This is a genomic window from Vagococcus sp., from assembly GCF_036639995.1.
GTDB lineage: Bacteria > Bacillota > Bacilli > Lactobacillales > Vagococcaceae > Vagococcus.
The window spans coordinates 1-17,221 of sequence record NZ_JAVWHO010000001.1; the positions used below are offsets into that span (position 1 = coordinate 1).

Annotated in this window: 18 protein-coding genes and 1 pseudogene; all 19 read left to right on the forward strand. The window is 33.9% G+C overall.

The window, feature by feature from the left end:
• Positions 1-43 precede the first annotated feature (43 nt).
• Complete coding sequence (locus tag RR554_RS00005) at positions 44-1,732, forward strand: metallophosphoesterase (RefSeq protein WP_332467179.1); 1,689 nt, start codon at positions 44-46, stop codon at positions 1,730-1,732.
• A gap of 76 nt (positions 1,733-1,808) precedes the next feature.
• Positions 1,809-2,519, forward strand: a complete 711-nt coding sequence (rluF, locus tag RR554_RS00010; RefSeq protein WP_332467180.1) for a 23S rRNA pseudouridine(2604) synthase RluF — start codon at positions 1,809-1,811, stop codon at positions 2,517-2,519.
• A 4-nt stretch (positions 2,520-2,523) separates the two neighbouring features.
• Positions 2,524-3,561 carry an ankyrin repeat domain-containing protein gene (locus RR554_RS00015; protein WP_332467181.1) on the forward strand — a complete coding sequence of 346 codons (1,038 nt, stop codon included), beginning with the start codon at positions 2,524-2,526 and terminating at the stop codon, positions 3,559-3,561.
• Between the two features lie 123 nt (positions 3,562-3,684).
• Positions 3,685-4,401 (forward strand): YebC/PmpR family DNA-binding transcriptional regulator, encoded by a 717-nt coding sequence (locus RR554_RS00020; protein ID WP_332462229.1) that lies wholly within the window; start codon positions 3,685-3,687, stop codon positions 4,399-4,401.
• Positions 4,402-4,528: 127 nt separating this feature from the next.
• Complete coding sequence (locus RR554_RS00025; RefSeq protein ID WP_332462228.1) at positions 4,529-5,020, forward strand: RNA polymerase sigma factor; 492 nt, start codon at positions 4,529-4,531, stop codon at positions 5,018-5,020.
• 1 nt (position 5,021) lies between these two features.
• The gene (locus RR554_RS00030) at positions 5,022-5,942 is read left to right on the forward strand and encodes a sigma factor regulator N-terminal domain-containing protein (protein ID WP_332467182.1); all 921 of its coding nucleotides are present in this window, start codon (positions 5,022-5,024) and stop codon (positions 5,940-5,942) included.
• 116 nt (positions 5,943-6,058) lie between these two features.
• Positions 6,059-6,799 (forward strand): tRNA pseudouridine(38-40) synthase TruA, encoded by a 741-nt coding sequence (gene truA / locus RR554_RS00035; protein ID WP_332462226.1) that lies wholly within the window; start codon positions 6,059-6,061, stop codon positions 6,797-6,799.
• 27 nt (positions 6,800-6,826) lie between these two features.
• The gene (locus RR554_RS00040) at positions 6,827-7,510 is read left to right on the forward strand and encodes a metal-dependent hydrolase (protein WP_332462225.1); all 684 of its coding nucleotides are present in this window, start codon (positions 6,827-6,829) and stop codon (positions 7,508-7,510) included.
• 131 nt (positions 7,511-7,641) lie between these two features.
• On the forward strand, positions 7,642-8,595 hold the full coding sequence (locus tag RR554_RS00045; protein ID WP_332467183.1) for an alpha/beta hydrolase: 954 nt from the start codon (positions 7,642-7,644) through the stop codon (positions 8,593-8,595).
• A gap of 43 nt (positions 8,596-8,638) precedes the next feature.
• A complete protein-coding gene (locus tag RR554_RS00050) occupies positions 8,639-9,349 on the forward strand; it encodes an HAD family hydrolase (protein ID WP_332526338.1) in 711 nt (236 codons plus the stop codon).
• A gap of 444 nt (positions 9,350-9,793) precedes the next feature.
• Positions 9,794-10,165, forward strand: coding sequence for a GrdX family protein (locus RR554_RS00055; RefSeq protein WP_332462222.1), 372 nt, complete (start codon positions 9,794-9,796; stop codon positions 10,163-10,165).
• Positions 10,166-10,270: 105 nt separating this feature from the next.
• Positions 10,271-11,557 carry a glycine/sarcosine/betaine reductase component B subunit gene (locus RR554_RS00060; RefSeq protein WP_332462221.1) on the forward strand — a complete coding sequence of 429 codons (1,287 nt, stop codon included), beginning with the start codon at positions 10,271-10,273 and terminating at the stop codon, positions 11,555-11,557.
• A gap of 39 nt (positions 11,558-11,596) precedes the next feature.
• Positions 11,597-12,067, forward strand: coding sequence for a glycine/sarcosine/betaine reductase complex selenoprotein A (gene grdA / locus RR554_RS00065; RefSeq protein WP_332462217.1), 471 nt, complete (start codon positions 11,597-11,599; stop codon positions 12,065-12,067).
• 28 nt (positions 12,068-12,095) lie between these two features.
• Entirely contained in the window at positions 12,096-13,397 is a 1,302-nt protein-coding gene (gene grdB, locus RR554_RS00070) for a glycine reductase complex selenoprotein B (RefSeq protein WP_332462220.1), read from the forward strand.
• Positions 13,398-13,423: 26 nt separating this feature from the next.
• Positions 13,424-14,386, forward strand: coding sequence for an NAD(P)/FAD-dependent oxidoreductase (locus tag RR554_RS00075; protein ID WP_332462219.1), 963 nt, complete (start codon positions 13,424-13,426; stop codon positions 14,384-14,386).
• A gap of 20 nt (positions 14,387-14,406) precedes the next feature.
• Complete coding sequence (trxA, locus tag RR554_RS00080) at positions 14,407-14,730, forward strand: thioredoxin TrxA (protein ID WP_332462218.1); 324 nt, start codon at positions 14,407-14,409, stop codon at positions 14,728-14,730.
• Between the two features lie 37 nt (positions 14,731-14,767).
• Positions 14,768-15,238 carry a glycine/sarcosine/betaine reductase complex selenoprotein A gene (gene grdA, locus RR554_RS00085; RefSeq protein ID WP_332462217.1) on the forward strand — a complete coding sequence of 157 codons (471 nt, stop codon included), beginning with the start codon at positions 14,768-14,770 and terminating at the stop codon, positions 15,236-15,238.
• A gap of 62 nt (positions 15,239-15,300) precedes the next feature.
• A complete protein-coding gene (gene grdC, locus RR554_RS00090) occupies positions 15,301-16,836 on the forward strand; it encodes a glycine/sarcosine/betaine reductase complex component C subunit beta (protein WP_332462216.1) in 1,536 nt (511 codons plus the stop codon).
• A gap of 11 nt (positions 16,837-16,847) precedes the next feature.
• Positions 16,848-17,221 (forward strand): annotated as a pseudogene (locus RR554_RS00095) (glycine/sarcosine/betaine reductase complex component C subunit alpha); the annotation flags it as partial.

Genomic DNA, 17,221 nt, shown 5'->3' on the forward strand with positions numbered 1-17,221 from the left:
TATAATTAAGAAAGAGAAATCTGCCGTTTGAGGAGGAATGACATTGTTTAAAAAAAGAGAGATTGTTAAGAGAAATATCGACTTATCCATACTTGATAAAGAAAAATGTGAATTGCAAATAAAAGATAATTACGTCTATACACCGATTATGCCGCAGCTCCAGATTGATTCTGACGAACGGATTTACTATATATCAGATATTCATTTAGAACATAAATTATTAAAAAAATACGGCAAAAGTTTAACGGATTCAAAAGTGAAGAAATACATTGAAAAATTAGTTAAAGATTTATTAACAGACGTATCAGCTATGGAAAGAGGTTTGAGTTTTTTATTAATTGGTGGAGATGTCGCTCATAGTTTTACGCTAACGAAGCTCTTTTACGAAGAAGTTATAAAATATTGGAAAAAGGATAAAGTCGTTGCCATTCTTGGAAATCATGAGCTGTGGGATGTCGTAAAAAATGGTGAGCCTAGTCATTATTCACTGGAAAAAGTTACTCAGGATTACACGGAGTTATTCCAATCATTAGGTGTTACTTTTTTAAAGAATGAACTATTGATAGTTGATAAAAGATACCAACGAGTGATTTCTGAAGAGGAGTTATTAAATATGTCTTCAGAAAAATTAAAGAAAGAAACATTAATGGCTACATTGATTATATTTGGAGGAACGGGTTTTTCAGGGCTGAATTCAAAGTTTAATGCCGATTCAGGTCTTTATCGAAATAAATTAGATAAGGCAAAAGATATAGAAGAATCAGAAAAAATTTCGAGGCTTTATGACAAATTATGTATTAATTTAGGAAAAAATAAACATGTTATTATTTTTAGTCACATGCCTAAAGAAGATTGGTCAACAAAAACACATCAAGCAGAATGGACTTATACAAGTGGTCACACTCATATAAATACTCTGATTCTAGAGGATGAAAAAACGGTATATGCTGACAATCAAATTGGTTATTTTAATCAACAGATGGGCTTAAAATCATTTGATATTACTAAAAAATATGATTTGTTTGCTGAGTATTTGGATGGTATTTATACGATTTCAAGTAATCAATACCAAAATTTTGCAAGAGGACAGCAAATAAGTATGACATTTAATCGAAAAAACGGACATATTTTAATGTTAAAAAAGGAAGAAATATACTGTTTTCTTTTTTTAAACCTTAAAAATGAGCGTCTGTATCTTTTAAATGGTGGTATGCCCAATAAATTAAATCATCAAGATATATTCTATTATTATGATAGCATGGCTGTGTATTCAAATTTAATTAAAGAAACCTTTAAAAATTATAATCTCTTGTTAAAAGCAATGTCAACTGAGGTTAAAAGTTTAGGAGGAACGGGAAAAATTCACGGAAATATTATTGATGTTGATTACTTTAATCATTTAGCAGTAGATCCCTTTAACGGTGAAATAACGCCTTACTACGCACTTTCAATGACAGATCGAGATGAATTTAGTGATATGGATGATTTCTTTTTGAGTTTAGATAGTCAGATTAAGCTGAACTACCAAAATAGAAAAAAAGCAGGTTCACTAAAAATGTTAACAATGGGGAAAAACTATGAGCTCCTTAATCAAGAAAACATAAAAAAAGTAACGAATACAGATATGTATGGCCCCTCAAACATGATGAAAAAAATTCAATATTTAACTGAGAATAATATAATTCGTGTTTGGAACGAAGAGGTCTTTAACCATCAAATAAAAATCAACTAATTTTTCTTGATTTCATTTAGTTATCCAGTATAGTTAAGGATGATAATGAGAAATTTAGTATAGAAGGAAGTGCCATATGCGTTTAAATAAATTTATTAGTGAATCAGGAAAAGCCTCAAGAAGAGGAGCGGATAAACTAATCGAAGAAGGCCGTGTTTTTATTAACGGAAAAAGAGCGAAAATAGGAACACAAGTCGAACCAGGAGATGATGTTCGAGTAGATGGCAATCAGTTGTTCATTGCCCCAAGAAGCAATGTGTATATCGCTTTAAACAAACCTGTCGGAATTACTAGTACAACAGAGAAAAAAGTAAAAGGTAACATTGTGGACTTAGTCAATTACCCAAGTCGCATTTTCCATATTGGTCGTTTGGATAAAGAATCAGAAGGCTTGATTTTATTAACTAATGATGGAGATATTGTGAATGAGATTTTACGTTCTGAAAATCAACATGAAAAAGAATATGTTGTATCAGTTGATAAAGCTATCACACCTGACTTTTTAAAGCAAATGTCAGAAGGTGTCGAGATTTTAGATACGAAAACACTGCCTTGTGAGCTTGAAAAAATCTCTAATTATGAATTTAAAATCATTTTAAAACAAGGATTAAATCGCCAAATTCGCCGCATGTGTGAGGCTCTAGGGTATAATGTGACGCGTTTGCAACGCTTAAGAATTATGAATATCGAGTTAGGCAATCTTCCTATTGGCCAATGGCGTTATTTATCTAAAAAGGAAAAAGCACGTTTATTTGATGATTTAAACTACGAAGAAAAACAGTGGTAAAAGAATGAAAGAGTATCAGTTAGATGATTTTATCAAAGCAACTGTCACGAATGATTTAAAAACAGTAACGGAGTGTCTGGAACAAGGAATGTCTCCTAATGCTAAAAATAAGCAGAAGTTATCACCATTTATTGCTTCTGCAGCAAATGGTCATGTGGAACTTTTTCGTTTATTTTTAAAGCATCAACCAGATGTCTTGCAAGTGAATAAATTTGGTGGAACGGCTTTAATTCCTGCAAGTGAGAAGGGCTTTATTGAGGTTGTTGAAATAGGTGTCACAACAGGAATTCCAATTAATCATGTTAATCGTTTAGGGTGGAGTGCTCTACTTGAGGCTGTTATTTTAGGTGATGGTGGGTTTTTATATCAAGATATTATTAGAGAACTGCTTTTATCAGGTGCAGATAATCAGCAAAAGGATTTTTACCAAAAAGATAGTTATGATTATGCCAGCGAATTACAGCAAATATCAATTAGTTCTTTACTAACCAACTCTTTAAAAGAAGACAACTTTTCTGAAATTCGTTCTTTTTTAAAAGTAGGTGACATTATTTCTGCCATTACTCACTTGATTACAATGCCAGAGTCAGCTAAGAAAAATTTCTACCTAGGACAAAGTTACGAGCGGTTAAAAAGATACAAAGAGGCAGATTATTATTACCAAAAAGAAGCAACCAAAGATGTGCAGTTTTACTTTTATTTAGCTAATAGCTCACGGCGTCAAAATAATATGGCAGCAGCTTTTGAATACCTCGATAAAGGAATAGAATCAAGTGACGCTTATTTTTATCGGTATCACAAAACTAACTTTTTAAGAGACACTGGCAAACATGAAGAGGCGTTAATTGAAATGGCTCGATTATTAAAAGAGTATCCTGAACGTGTTGATTTTTTGTTTCATCAGGCCAATAGTTTAGAAAGTCTAGGTAAAATAGAAGCAGCTATTGAGACGCTTCACCTAGCTGATAGATATCAAAAAAACAATAAATTATTTATTGAGCAAGCAAGTCGTCTGGAAATGAGTATTAAGGAAAAGAAATAACTTAAATTTTTACTTTTTTTAAAAAAAAGCTTTAAGAAAGACTCTTTTGCAAGTATAATGGAACAGGATATTTTATGTCTTTAACAGGCGTGAAATAAGAATAGAAGAAAGCGAAGTGAGATTATGGGACGTAAATGGGCGAATATTGTAGCGAAGAAAACAGCAAAAGACGCTAATAACAGCAAAATTTATGCAAAATTTGGGATTGAAATCTATGCAGCAGCAAAATCAGGTGATCCTGATCCGCACTCTAATCAAAAATTACGTTTTGTAATTGAACGTGCTAAAACATACAATGTACCAAAACATATCATCGATCGTGCGATTGAAAAAGCAAAAGGCTCTGGCGATGAAACTTATTCTGAGTTAAGATATGAAGGTTTTGGACCAAATGGCTCAATGGTTATCGTTGATACATTAACAAATAATGTGAATAGAACAGCAGCTGACGTACGTGCGGCCTTTAACAAAAATGGCGGTAACATGGGTGTTTCTGGTGCTGTTGCGTATATGTTTGACAACACAGCTATCTTTGGATTTGAAGGAAATGATGTCGACGAAATTTTAGAATACTTAATGGATAAAGAAATTGATGTTCGTGATGTATTTGAAGAAGAAGGACAAATCATTGTTTACGGCGAACATGCTGATTTCCATTTAATTCAAGAAGCATTAAAAGAAAAAGGAATCACTGAGTTCTCAGTTGCAGAAATTCAAATGTTACCTCAAAATGACCTTGAATTAACAGGTGATGATTTAGAAACTTTTGAAAAAATGATTGATGTTTTAGACGACTTAGAAGACGTTCAAAGTATTTATCATAATGTGGATTTAGATTAATAAGTAACCTTAAGGGATGACCAAAAGTGGTTGTCCTTTTTTTATGGACAAGAAATTAAAAAAACTGTATACATTTTACAAAGGTCATACGTATATATAGTAAGACCGCAAAAAAGGAGGTTGAAAAATGAAGAAGGGAGATATGCTGGATGAGGTGTTGATTGATTTAGGTAATCAAGGCTACGCTATATTACGGTCTAAAGGGGCAAGTCACCATGAGGCTGAAGATGTTATTCAAGAAACTTATTATAAGCTAATTAAGTTGCTACCAGAAATACGACCAGAGCAATTAAAACCATGGTTCTTTCGAGTGGCGCTCAATCATTTTATTGATGAAAAAAGAAAGCAAACAAAAAATCAACATGTTTCTAATGATTTTTTTGATCACCTTCTTCAAGAAGATAATACCGGTTTAAATTACAAAGATGTGGATAATAAAGATCATATTGAATATGAATTTAATCGTGTGAAGCCAGAGTACCAAGAGATTTTACTGCTTAAGTATTATTACGAATTATCTTACAATGAAATCGCAGAAATCTTAGAAATCAAACCTAATTCAGTTAAACAAAAACTATCACGGGCAAGACAGTCCGTCTTAAAAGAAAGGAAGAAATAAAATGGTTCCGAATTTTGAAAAATCACTAAAAAGAGCTAAAATGAAAAATATCTTACGAATTATTCTGATTACAGTAGTCACTGTAGTTATTGCAATACCTGCCCTTTATTGGTTAGGCAATAGGTTCGTTAAAAAGCAGTCCGACCAATTAAATGAGTATTTGATAGTTCATAATGTTATCTCTGAACCAAATATTCAAGTAGATTCAAGAGTCTTAGTTAACTCATCAGCTACAGGTGGAGAAGTTGTGTCTAATCGCTCTAAAAACATTTCAGGTTACGTTGTGCCGTGGAGCCAAATTAAAGGAACATATTCTTTGTTCACCTATCAAACAGATTTCAACGAACTGATTTCAGGAGAATATGGTTCAAAAGAAAATCAATACTCTTATGATAGACAAACTAAACAAAAGGTCGCTGATTTTTATCATCCAAATATAAATTATAGTTATTTAAAAGAGATGCCAAATGATTTGAAAAAAATGAATGAACAAGAAGCAACTGTTACAGAAGTTGCTTTGTCATTTGACCGAGCAAAAACATTAAAAGAAATTGAAAAAGATATTCCAAAAGAGGTTTCAATGAAATGGATGTATGTTGCTTCTTCAACGAAAGAAAAAAATATCCAAGGGGCACCGGGTCAAGAAATTTATGGGTTTGAGTATTCAAAAGACAGTGGACAAGATACTTTTGAGTATTTCTTAGAGAACTTAGAAAAAGTAAACAATGAAACAGATAAGAAAGATACTGATGCATTTATCAAATCAAATGGAAATAAAAAATTAAAAGAAGTTGAAATACTTGGCATGATGGTTACTGGTGAAAACAAAGACTTGAAAAAGTTAGAAAAATTACCTTACCTAAGAGCCTCTTCAGTTGGAGTGAGCGCTCCGATTACTCCTTATATTAAGGTAGAAAAATAAATGAAAAATGAGTCAGAAATGTTATTAAATCGAAGGAATTCGAGAGAAAACATTTTTTGACTCATTTTTTTGTTATAATGAAGAGAATAAAAAAAGATGACAAGGGGAAACTAAACATGAGAAATATTAAATTAACGCTAGAATACGACGGTCGACGTTATCAAGGATGGCAAAAACTAGGTGATTCAGATAAAACAATCCAAGAAAAAATAGAATCAATCTTAGAAAAAATGACAGAAGAAAAAATTGAAATTATTGGCTCAGGCAGAACAGACGCAGGGGCTCATGCAAGAGGTCAAGTTGCTAATTTCAAAACGGAATCAGCTATGTCATTAAGTGACATGCACGGTTATTTGAATCGTTATTTACCAAAAGATGTTGCTGTAAAAGAAATTGCTGAGGTACCAGAAAGATTCCATTCAAGATACAATGCTAAATCAAAACAATACAGCTACTATGTTTGGAATGATAAAGTACGTTCTGTCTTCAATCATCACCATAGTTACTATCATCCAATGAAGTTGGACTTAGAAAAGATGCAAGAAGCTTGCGAAAAATTAGTAGGAACACACGATTTTCTTGGCTTTTCTTCTTTAAGAAAATCAAAAAAATCAACAGTTAGAACAATTGATAGTATTGCAATCGAAGAAGAAAATGGCATGCTTAAATTCACGTTTGTTGGAGAAGGCTTTTTATATAATATGGTGAGAATATTGGTAGGAACACTCTTAGAAATTGGCGATGGCACTTTAGATATTTCTGTTATTGATGAAGTGTTTGATACAAAAGTAAGAAAAACAGCTGGGATTACAGTACCTGCGCAAGGTCTTTTCTTAGATGAAGTTACTTACGACTAATTTAAAATAAAGAATCGAGGTTTTTTTATGAAAATCACATATCATGGACACTCTGTTGTATCTGTTGAAACGGTATCAGGTGCTAAGTTGTTGTTTGATCCGTTTTTTACAGGCAATTCATTAGCTGATTTAAGAGCAAGAGATGTAAAAGCAGATTATTTACTAATTACTCATGGGCACAACGATCATGTTGGCGATATGATTTCAATTGCCAAGAAAAATAAAGCTACAATTATTGCAATTCCTGAAATTATTCACTTTGCGACCAAAAATGGCGTGGAAAACACGCATGCCATGAATATGGGTGGTAGTTTTGAGTTTCCTTTTGGACGAGTGAAAATGGTCTACGCTCAACATAGCTCTGGTTATGAACTTGGTTCAGATATGGTATACATGGGAGAACCAGCAGGATTTATTTTAGAAGTAGATGGTAAAACATTGTATCATGCAGGGGACACAGCCTACTTTAGTGATTTGTCACTTTTAAGTGAAGATTTTGATATTGACGTTGCTTTTTTACCAATCGGTGATAATTTCACCATGGGAATCAAAGACGCTGTGAAAGCTAGTTCGACAATTAATGCGAAAAAAGTGATTCCAATTCATTACAACACATTTCCAGTTATTCAACAAAATCCGCAAGAGTTTGTTGACTTGTTACCTGATAATGTAGGAAAAGTGATGGCTGTTGGCGAAACTTTAGAATTTTAATAGCCTTAAAAGGAAGATATTGACACGGTACTTGTGTGAATATCTTTTTTTGTTGACATTAATTATTAGAAGTAGTAATGTGAAACATACTAAAGAATGTTTCTTAAAAGTAGCAGAAATGAGAGGTAGAAATGAAGATTAAAAAAATAATGAAATTAATGGGGAAAATCCTATTAGGACTTGTTTCTCTAGTAGTGGTGATTCTCGTTGTACTAGCTGTGACGAATCAAGTATTATTAAAAAAAGAAGCTAGTGAGATTAAAAATTATGGAGAGAAAATAGCCATTTTTGACGGAGAGATGAATGTATTAACTGCAGGTTCTGGTGAAGAAACCATTGTTCTTTTACCAGGTTACGGGACACCAAGTCCTGGACTTGATTTTAAACCTTTGATTAATGAGTTAAAGAAAGATTACAAAGTTGTTGTTATCGAACCATTTGGCTATGGATTAAGCAGTCAAACTAAACGAAAAAGAACGTTAGAAAATGTTGATGAAGAAATCCATGAAGTGATGAAAAAACTAAAAATAAACTCATTTATTATGATGGGACACTCCATATCAGGTATTTATGGTATGAACTATGTGAACACTTATCCTAATGATGTCAAAGCGTTTATTGGGATTGATACAAGCGTTCCTAATCAACCGTGGCCAGGAAATCCTACGCTAACAATTGATTTCTTACGATATAGTGGTGTGTTGAGATTATTTACACAATTAAGACCAGAGTTATTTTTAATGCCTCATTTAACTGAGGAAGAAAATAAACAATATTTGATGTTAAATCTTAAAAATACAGGTAACCAAGCAATGCGAGCAGAAGGAATTGAACTTGATAAGAGTTTTGAAAAAATCAAAGACAAAAACTTTCCACAAAAATTGCCATTACTGTTATTTATTGATCATGGAAATGCAGAAAATGTTTCTACCTGGAGAAAGCTACATTTAAAACAAGTTGCTCATGCTGAAAATGGTCAGTCTTTTGAATTAAAGGGTGGTCATTACTTACATCGAACGAAGTCAAAAAGAATAGTAAAAGAGGTCAACGCATTTTTAAATGAGTCAAAAATAACGACTAACTAGATATGTTATAATGAAGGCATTAATAGAAGTTAAAATTAAAGAGGTGCATGAGTTGAAATTAGTTATTTTTGATATGGATGGTTTAATGTTTGATACGGGTAGATTAGCATACCGTGTGTATAGTAAAACCGCTCAAAAGTTTGATTTTGAGCTACATCCAAATGTGTATTATCATTTAACTGGCCGAAATGAAGCCGGATTTCGTGAAACGTTAAAAGAATTATATGGTCATGACTTACCAACAGACACGTGGCGTGATTTTATGACAGCAACTAAAAAAGAAATTATTTATAGTGAGAGAAGAGTCTATAAGAAAAAAGGCTTACTTGAATTGTTAGCATTTTTAAAGGAAAATGGTTATCTAATCGCCTTAGCTTCATCTTCAAAACGAGAAATTATTTCTTTCTATTTAGAAATTGAAGAAATACCAGATTGTTTTGATGTAATTATTGCAGGAGATGAAGTCACACAAGGCAAACCGCATCCAGAAATATTCTTAAAAGCGTGCGAGAAATTAAATATTAAGCCGAGTAAGGCGTTAGTTTTAGAAGATTCACTTGCAGGAATTGAGGCGGCTAATCGAGCAGTAATACCTTCTTTTTTAATTGAAGATGACCTGACAGACTTACCACCAATAGCAGGAAAATACCCGTTAAAGATGACATTACCTGTCAAAAAAGAAAAAGAGTTTTTCCCCACTCAACAATTTAATGATCTGTTGGAAGTAAGAGATTATTTAAAAAAAGAGAATTAATAAAGTAACAGAAGTCAGCAAAAAAAGCTGTCTTCTGTTTTTTTAATCTGTGTATATGTCTGATTATTTTGTTTGTCTAGTCATAGCTAGTGTTTTTATTTTTATTGAATTCTCATTTTATGTACTATTTAATCAGCAATGTAACCCTGATTTAACGGCATTCTGTTTTTTGTTTAAGAAAACGGAAAGATAATTTTAATAAATATTGTTATTTAAACCGATTGTGATATTATGAACTTAAAGATAAAGAAAACGTTTACAGGAGGAGATCGAAATGTTTAAACATAGTACATGACAACGCATTTTAAAAGAACTGGATTGTTCAAAGGGACAATTGAATAGTAAAAGAGTCAGAGAAACAAGGTGGCTTGTTGTGCATTTTTACAGGATTAGTGTGCGATAAGTTGGTTTGTTTGTCTGACTATTTTTTTTGGAGGGAAAAACATGCTATTAGTAACGAATAACCCAAAAGTAAAAAAAGAAATAGAAGGTGTTCCAATTCATTATCTAGAAGTAGAGTATGGTGATATCTTTCAAGAAGTCAAAAAAATGATTATTGAAGATAAAATGATTTTACTAACCCATCCTTTAAGCGGCAGTATCAAACCAAATGAAACATATTACAAGTCGATTGTGCTAGGTAAGGCAAAAACGGATGCGATTGATATAGAAAGTCTAGATTATATTGATCAAGGAATTACCGTATATGAGAAATTTATGAAGAATAAAATGCGTCCTAACTGGACAGAGCGTGTGTTAGAGGATTTTGCCTTTGTTGATTATTACTTAATTAAAGACACGCTAACTCGTATGTAATCTAAGTGTTAATCACCACAAATGTGGTTGAGATAAATTAAAGAGGAAAGGATGTGTCATTCAAACAGCTTTTTAGAACCAAATAAATACTATAGAGGTGAGAGAATGAAGTTAGAATTAGGAAATATTAATATTAACAAAGTAGTTAAAGGGACAGAAAACAAAATAGACAATCATACTCTTTATATTGATGAAAAAGCTATCCAAGAACTCGTTTTAGAGGATGACCGAATTGGAAAATGTACTATTGAAATTGCTGAACCTGGTGACAAGACAAGAATTACTCCGGTAAAAGATGTCATTGAACCAAGATGTAAAATTGATTCTAAATCTGAAATGTTCCCTGGTGTTATTGGTAAGATGGGCATCGTTGGGGAAGGTAGAACACATGTATTAAAGGGCTGTTCTGTTATGACAGTAGGAAAAATCGTTGGTTTCCAAGAAGGAATCATCGATATGTCTGGTCCTGGTGCAGAACAAACACCTTTTTCTAAATTAAATAATATTTGTTTGGTGATTGAGCCGATTGAAGGACTAGATCCTCATATTTATGAAGAAGCAGCACGTTTTGCTGGTCTTAAAGTAGCAAGCTATTTAGGAAAATTAGGAGAAACAGTGGAACCTGATGAAGTAACAACATATGAAACATTACCACTGTTACAACAAATCGCACAATATCCTGATTTACCAAAAGTAGGGTATGTTTACATGTTACAAACACAAGGTTTACTACATGATACTTATGTGTACGGAGCAGATGCAAAACACATTATCCCAACAATTCTTTATCCAACTGAAGTCATGGACGGAGCTGTTTTAAGTGGTAACTGTGTATCAGCTTGTGATAAGAACACAACATACCATCATTTAAATAACCCAGTTATTCATGATTTATACGCTCGTCATGGTAAAGATATTAACTTTATGGGTGTAATTATTACAAACGAAACAGTTTACTTAGCAGATAAAGTTAGATCAAGCGATTTTTCAGCTAAATTATCTGAATACTTAGGATTAGACGGTGTGATTATCACACAAGAAGGTTTTGGTAACCCAGATACTGACTTAATTATGAACTGTAAAAAAATCGAAGAAAAAGAGATCAGAACAGTTATTGTAACGGATGAATACGCAGGTCGTGACGGAGCTAGTCAATCATTAGCAGATGCTGATCCATTAGCAGATGCAGTTGTTACTGGCGGAAACGCAAACGAAATTATCGTTCTTCCACCAATGGATAAATTAATTGGTCAACTTGACTATGTAGACGTGATTGCTGGTGGATTTGACGGAAGTTTACGTGAAGATGGAAGTATTGAAGTTGAATTACAAGCAATTACTGGTGCAACGAATGAAATAGGCTTTAACAAAACATCAGCTAAAGGCTATTAACCAATAGAACTAAAAATATTTAGAAGGAGGAACATAGACATGGGATTATTAGATAATAAAAAAATCGTAGTCATTGGTGACCGTGATGGTATACCAGGACTTGCCATTGAAACCTGTCTAGAAGGCACAACAGCAGAAGTGATTTTTTCTTCAACAGAATGTTTTGTCTGAACGGCAGCAGGTGCAATGGACTTAGAAAATCAACGTCGAGTGAAAGATGCAGCAGATAAATACGGTGCAGAAAACGTAGTCGTATTAATCGGAGCAGCAGAAGGTGAAGCAGGAGGATTAGCTGCCGAAACAGTCACTAACGGAGATCCAACTTATGCAGGTCCATTAACCAATCAACAGCTAGGTTTAGCTGTATACCATGTAGTAGAACCAGAATTTAAAGAATACGTAGATGAGAGTGTATATGAAGACCAAATCGGTATGATGGAAATGGTTCTAGATGTGGATGACATCATTGAAGAAGTATCAAGTATTAGAAAAGAATTTTCAAAATATTAATTATCAGTTGATATAAAGGAGGAAGAACATGGCTAAATATAAAGTAGTTCACTATATTAACCAATTCTATGCTGGTATTGGTGGAGAAGAAAAAGCAGACATCAAACCAAGTACAAAAGCAGAAATCGTAGGACCTGGTATCGCATTTAAAGGTGCTTTAGGTGAAGACGTAGAAATCGTGGGAACTGTTATCTGTGGTGACAGTTACTTTAATGAAAATTTAGACTCAGCATTAAAAGAAGTTATGGAAATGATTGCTTCATATAAACCTGATTTAGTTATTGCAGGTCCTGGATTTAACGCGGGACGTTACGGTATGGCATGTGGCGCTGTGGCTAAAGCTGTGATGGAAGATTTACATATTCCAGCAGTAACAGGACTTTACGAAGAAAATCCTGGAACAGATATGTATAAAAAAGATGCTTACATTGTACCAGTTGGTAACAGTGCAGCAACGATGAGAAAAGCTGTACCAGTTATTTCTAAATTAGCGCTTAAATTATTAAATAATGAAGAAGTAACACCAGAAGCAGATAACTATTATGTAAGAGGTCGTAAAAACTATCAAACAGAACATCAAGGTTCTTATCGTGCTGTTGATATGTTAGTTAATAAATTGGCAGGTAAAGAATTTACAACAGAATTTCCAATGCCAGAATTTGATAATGTTGAGCCAGGACAACCTGTTGCCGACATTAAAAAGGCTAAAATTGCTCTTGTAACATCAGGTGGGATTGTACTAAAAGGCAACCCGGACCATATTGAATCAAGTAGTGCCTCTAAATTTGGTAAATATGATATCTCAAGTGTTACTAATTTAACAGATGCAACTTATGAAACAGCTCATGGTGGTTATGACCCAGTTTATGCGAATCAAGATGCTGATAGAGTATTACCAGTTGATGTGTTACGTGAATTAGAAGCAGCAGGTGAAATTGGTGAAATTTATCCTTACTTCTACACAACAGTAGGAAACGGAACATCTGTAGCAAATGCTAAAAAATACGCAGCTGAAATCGCCAAAGATTTGGTGAGAGATGGCGTAGATGCTGTTATATTAACATCCACCTGAGGTACCTGTACTCGTTGCGGTGCAACGATGGTTAAAGAAATTGAAAAAACAGGTATTCCAGTAGTTCATATGTGTACAGTGGTTCCTATTTCTCTAACAGTAGGAGCGAACCGTATTGTTCCAACAATTGCGATTCCTCATCCATTAGGCAATCCAAGCTTAGATGAAAAAGAAGAGAAAAAACTACGCATGAAACTGGTTAAAAAAGCGCTAGTAGCTTTACAAACGCCAGTTGAAGAACAAACAGTATTTGAATAATAAGACATTGTTAAGGAGAGTATGTTATGACAGAAATTTACGACGTTGTCATCATTGGTGGCGGCCCTTCAGGCTTAACAGCAGCTTTGTATAATGCCAGAGCCAGACTAAAAACAGTGGTGTTAGAAAAAACTAAAATTGGTGGACAAATTGCATTGACTCATGAGATTGCTAATTTTCCAGGTGCCATTGAAGGAAAAAAAGATAGTGACCCATCTGGTCCAGAATTAGTTAAAAGAATGGCTGAGCAGGCAACTAAATATGGTGCTGAAATTCATTTGAACAAAGACGTAAAATCAATTGAATTAGAAGGTAAAATCAAGCGTGTGATCTGTTCTGATGGTACTGTATATGATAGCCGTGCGGTTATTTGTGCAAACGGCGCGCAACCAAGACCGATTGGCTGTAAAGGTGAAAAAGAACTACAAGGCAAGGGCGTTTCTTATTGTGCAACGTGCGATGGTGCTTTCTTTGAAGACCTAGAAGTTTATGTAGTTGGTGGCGGGAACTCTGCTGTTGAAGAAGCAGAATTTATCACAAGTTTTGCTCGAAAAGTAACGATTTTACAAAATTTAGCTCATTTAACAGCAGATGAAATTGCTGTTGAACAGGCGAAGAAAAATCCTAAAATCGAGTATAAATTTAATACAGTAATAGAGGAAATTCATGGAGACGGTTTAGTGGAATCAATGATTATTCGCAACACTGAAACCAATGAAACAACTGAAATTCTAGCAGATGAAGACGATGGCACTTTTGGTATCTTTGTCTTTATCGGATATATTCCAAATACTGAAATGTATCAAGGAATTTTAGAATTAGATGATTGGGGATATATCAAAACTAAAGATGACATGTCGACTTCATTACAAGGTGTGTTTGCTGCAGGAGATATCAGACCTAAAACATTACGTCAAGTTATTACGGCAGCTGGAGATGGTGCAACAGCCGCACATGCTGCCCAAAAATATGTTGAGTCTACAAAGTAACTCAAAAGGAGCTAATAATCATGATTGAATTAACTGTTGATAATTTTGAAGAAGAAGTATTAAACCAAGATAAACCAGTACTTGTTGACTGGTGGGGTGAAACGTGTGAAAACTGTTTAGCGATTATGCCAACTGTTGTTGAGTTTTCTGAAACTTACGGTGATAGCATTCATTTTACAAAATTTAATACGTCACAAAAGAAAGTACGTCGTTTTTGTATTCAACATAAAATAATGGGATTACCTGTTATTTCAATTTACCAAAAAGGTGAAAAAATTGATGAATTAGCTAAAGATGATTGTACAAAAGAAAAAATCGAAGAAATGATTAAAAAATATATCTAATCATAAACTAAAAATATTTAGAAGGAGGAACATAGACATGGGATTATTAGATAATAAAAAAATCGTAGTCATTGGTGACCGTGATGGTATACCAGGACTTGCCATTGAAACCTGTCTAGAAGGCACAACAGCAGAAGTGATTTTTTCTTCAACAGAATGTTTTGTCTGAACGGCAGCAGGTGCAATGGACTTAGAAAATCAACGTCGAGTGAAAGATGCAGCAGATAAATACGGTGCAGAAAACGTAGTCGTATTAATCGGAGCAGCAGAAGGTGAAGCAGGAGGATTAGCTGCCGAAACAGTCACTAACGGAGATCCAACTTATGCAGGTCCATTAACCAATCAACAGCTAGGTTTAGCTGTATACCATGTAGTAGAACCAGAATTTAAAGAATACGTAGATGAGAGTGTATATGAAGACCAAATCGGTATGATGGAAATGGTTCTAGATGTGGATGACATCATTGAAGAAGTATCAAGCATTAGAAAAGAATTTTCAAAATATTAATAGCAAGTTAAAGAGGTTGGGGAATATCACAACCTCTTTCTTTAAAGAAAGGAGATTGTCGCATGAATTTTCCAGTTTTAAAGGCAAGTAGTTATGTATTAGTACATACACCAGACATGATTGAGCGCAATGGGACAACACAAACAACAGAAAAAATAACTAATCCAGAAAGTGATTATTTAAAAACGTTGTATGACAATATTAGAAGTTATGATGAGGTGATTAATTACGCGCCAAATCAAACATATATTGGCAATCTTAATTACAATGAGTTAAAAGCTATGGAACAACCTTGGGTAGATAAACCCATTAAAGGCAAGAGATATAGTGAAACAGGCGAAATTATGCCTGAACTTGAATTTTATGGCTTACTTCAAATTGTGGATGTTTTTGAGCTTGTTTATTTGGAAACAGAATTTTTCAAAAAAGCTAAAGAAGCTTTATCTAATCATGAATTATTTAAAGATGATGCTGAAAAAATGAAAGAAGGCACTGAACTTTCATGGATTGAAGAACAAGTAAAAGAACATGAAGCAGAAGGGCTATATTTTGATCGTCAATTAGTGGGATGTGTCGTTCGCGCTCATGAAATCGATGTGAACTTAAACGCTCATGTTATGCTAGAAAACCTTGTAGTAAAAGCAAGTGGTGTTCTTGCTCTTCGTCATTTGTTAAATGAAAAAGGCATGGATGCAAGTGAAGTAGATTATGTTATTGAATGTAGTGAAGAAGCGTGTGGTGATATGAATCAACGTGGTGGAGGTAACTTTGCTAAATCAATCGCTGAAATGTGTGGTTGTGTGAACGCAACTGGTAGTGACTTGAGAAGTTTCTGTGCAGCACCAACACATGCTCTAATCTCTGCTGCTTCATTAGTTAAAGCTGAAACATATCAAAATGTGGTATTAGTTGCTGGTGGAGCAACTGCTAAATTAGGAATGAACGGTAAATCTCATGTTGGTAAAAATTTACCAATTTTAGAAGATGTACTAGGTGGTTTTGCTGCACTAATTAGTAGTAATGATGGTGTGCATCCAATTCTAAGAACTGATTTAGTTGGACGTCATACAGTGTCAAGTGGCTCAAGCCCTCAAGCAGTTACAAGTGCATTAATTGCAGATCCTTTATTAAAAGCAGGTTTGACTGTTAAAGATGTTGATGTTTACTCAGTTGAAATGCAAAATCCAGATATTACGAAACCAGCAGGTGCTGGGGATGTTCCACTGGCCAACTTGAAAATGATAGGGGCAATTGGTGTTCTTAAGAAACAAATGGAGAAAAAAGATTTAATGACATTTGTTAATGAAAAATCAATTCCAGGATGGGCACCAACGCAAGGACATATTCCTAGTGGGGTTCCTTACTTAGGCTTTGGTATTCATGATTTAACTGAAGGCGATAAAAATCGTGCAATGATTGTCGGAAAAGGCTCATTATTCTTAGGTCGTATGACAAACTTGTTTGATGGCGTTTCGATTATTCTTGAAAGAAATACAGGTGAAGTTAGTCAAGAGGATAACGGTTCTATTAAAGAAACTGTAAAAACAGAAATGGCCGAAGTATTGCGACATTTTGCCAAAAAACTATCAGAAGATTAGAGGTGAAAAAGGTGTCAAATACAGTAAAACAAGTGATGAATGATGTTTTAATTGAAATGGCGGAAATTCTAGAATCTAAACATGTTTATGACAATGTCAAAATTGGTTTAACTATTGACGGCAGTGAACATGGTACAGAAGTTATGAAAGAAGCTATTCAATTAATAAAAAGTAAAGCAAATTTTAAAGTTGTACTAATCGGGACAAAAGTTGATTGGGCAGATGATATGGAACACGTTGTAACAGAGGACGAGTCAGATAATCATAAAAAAATGGAAGAATTATTAGCGGATGGAACCATTCAAGGGTGTGTCACTCTCCATTATCCATTTCCAATCGGTGTCTCAACTGTCGGACGTGTGATTGCACCAAGTACAGGTAAAGA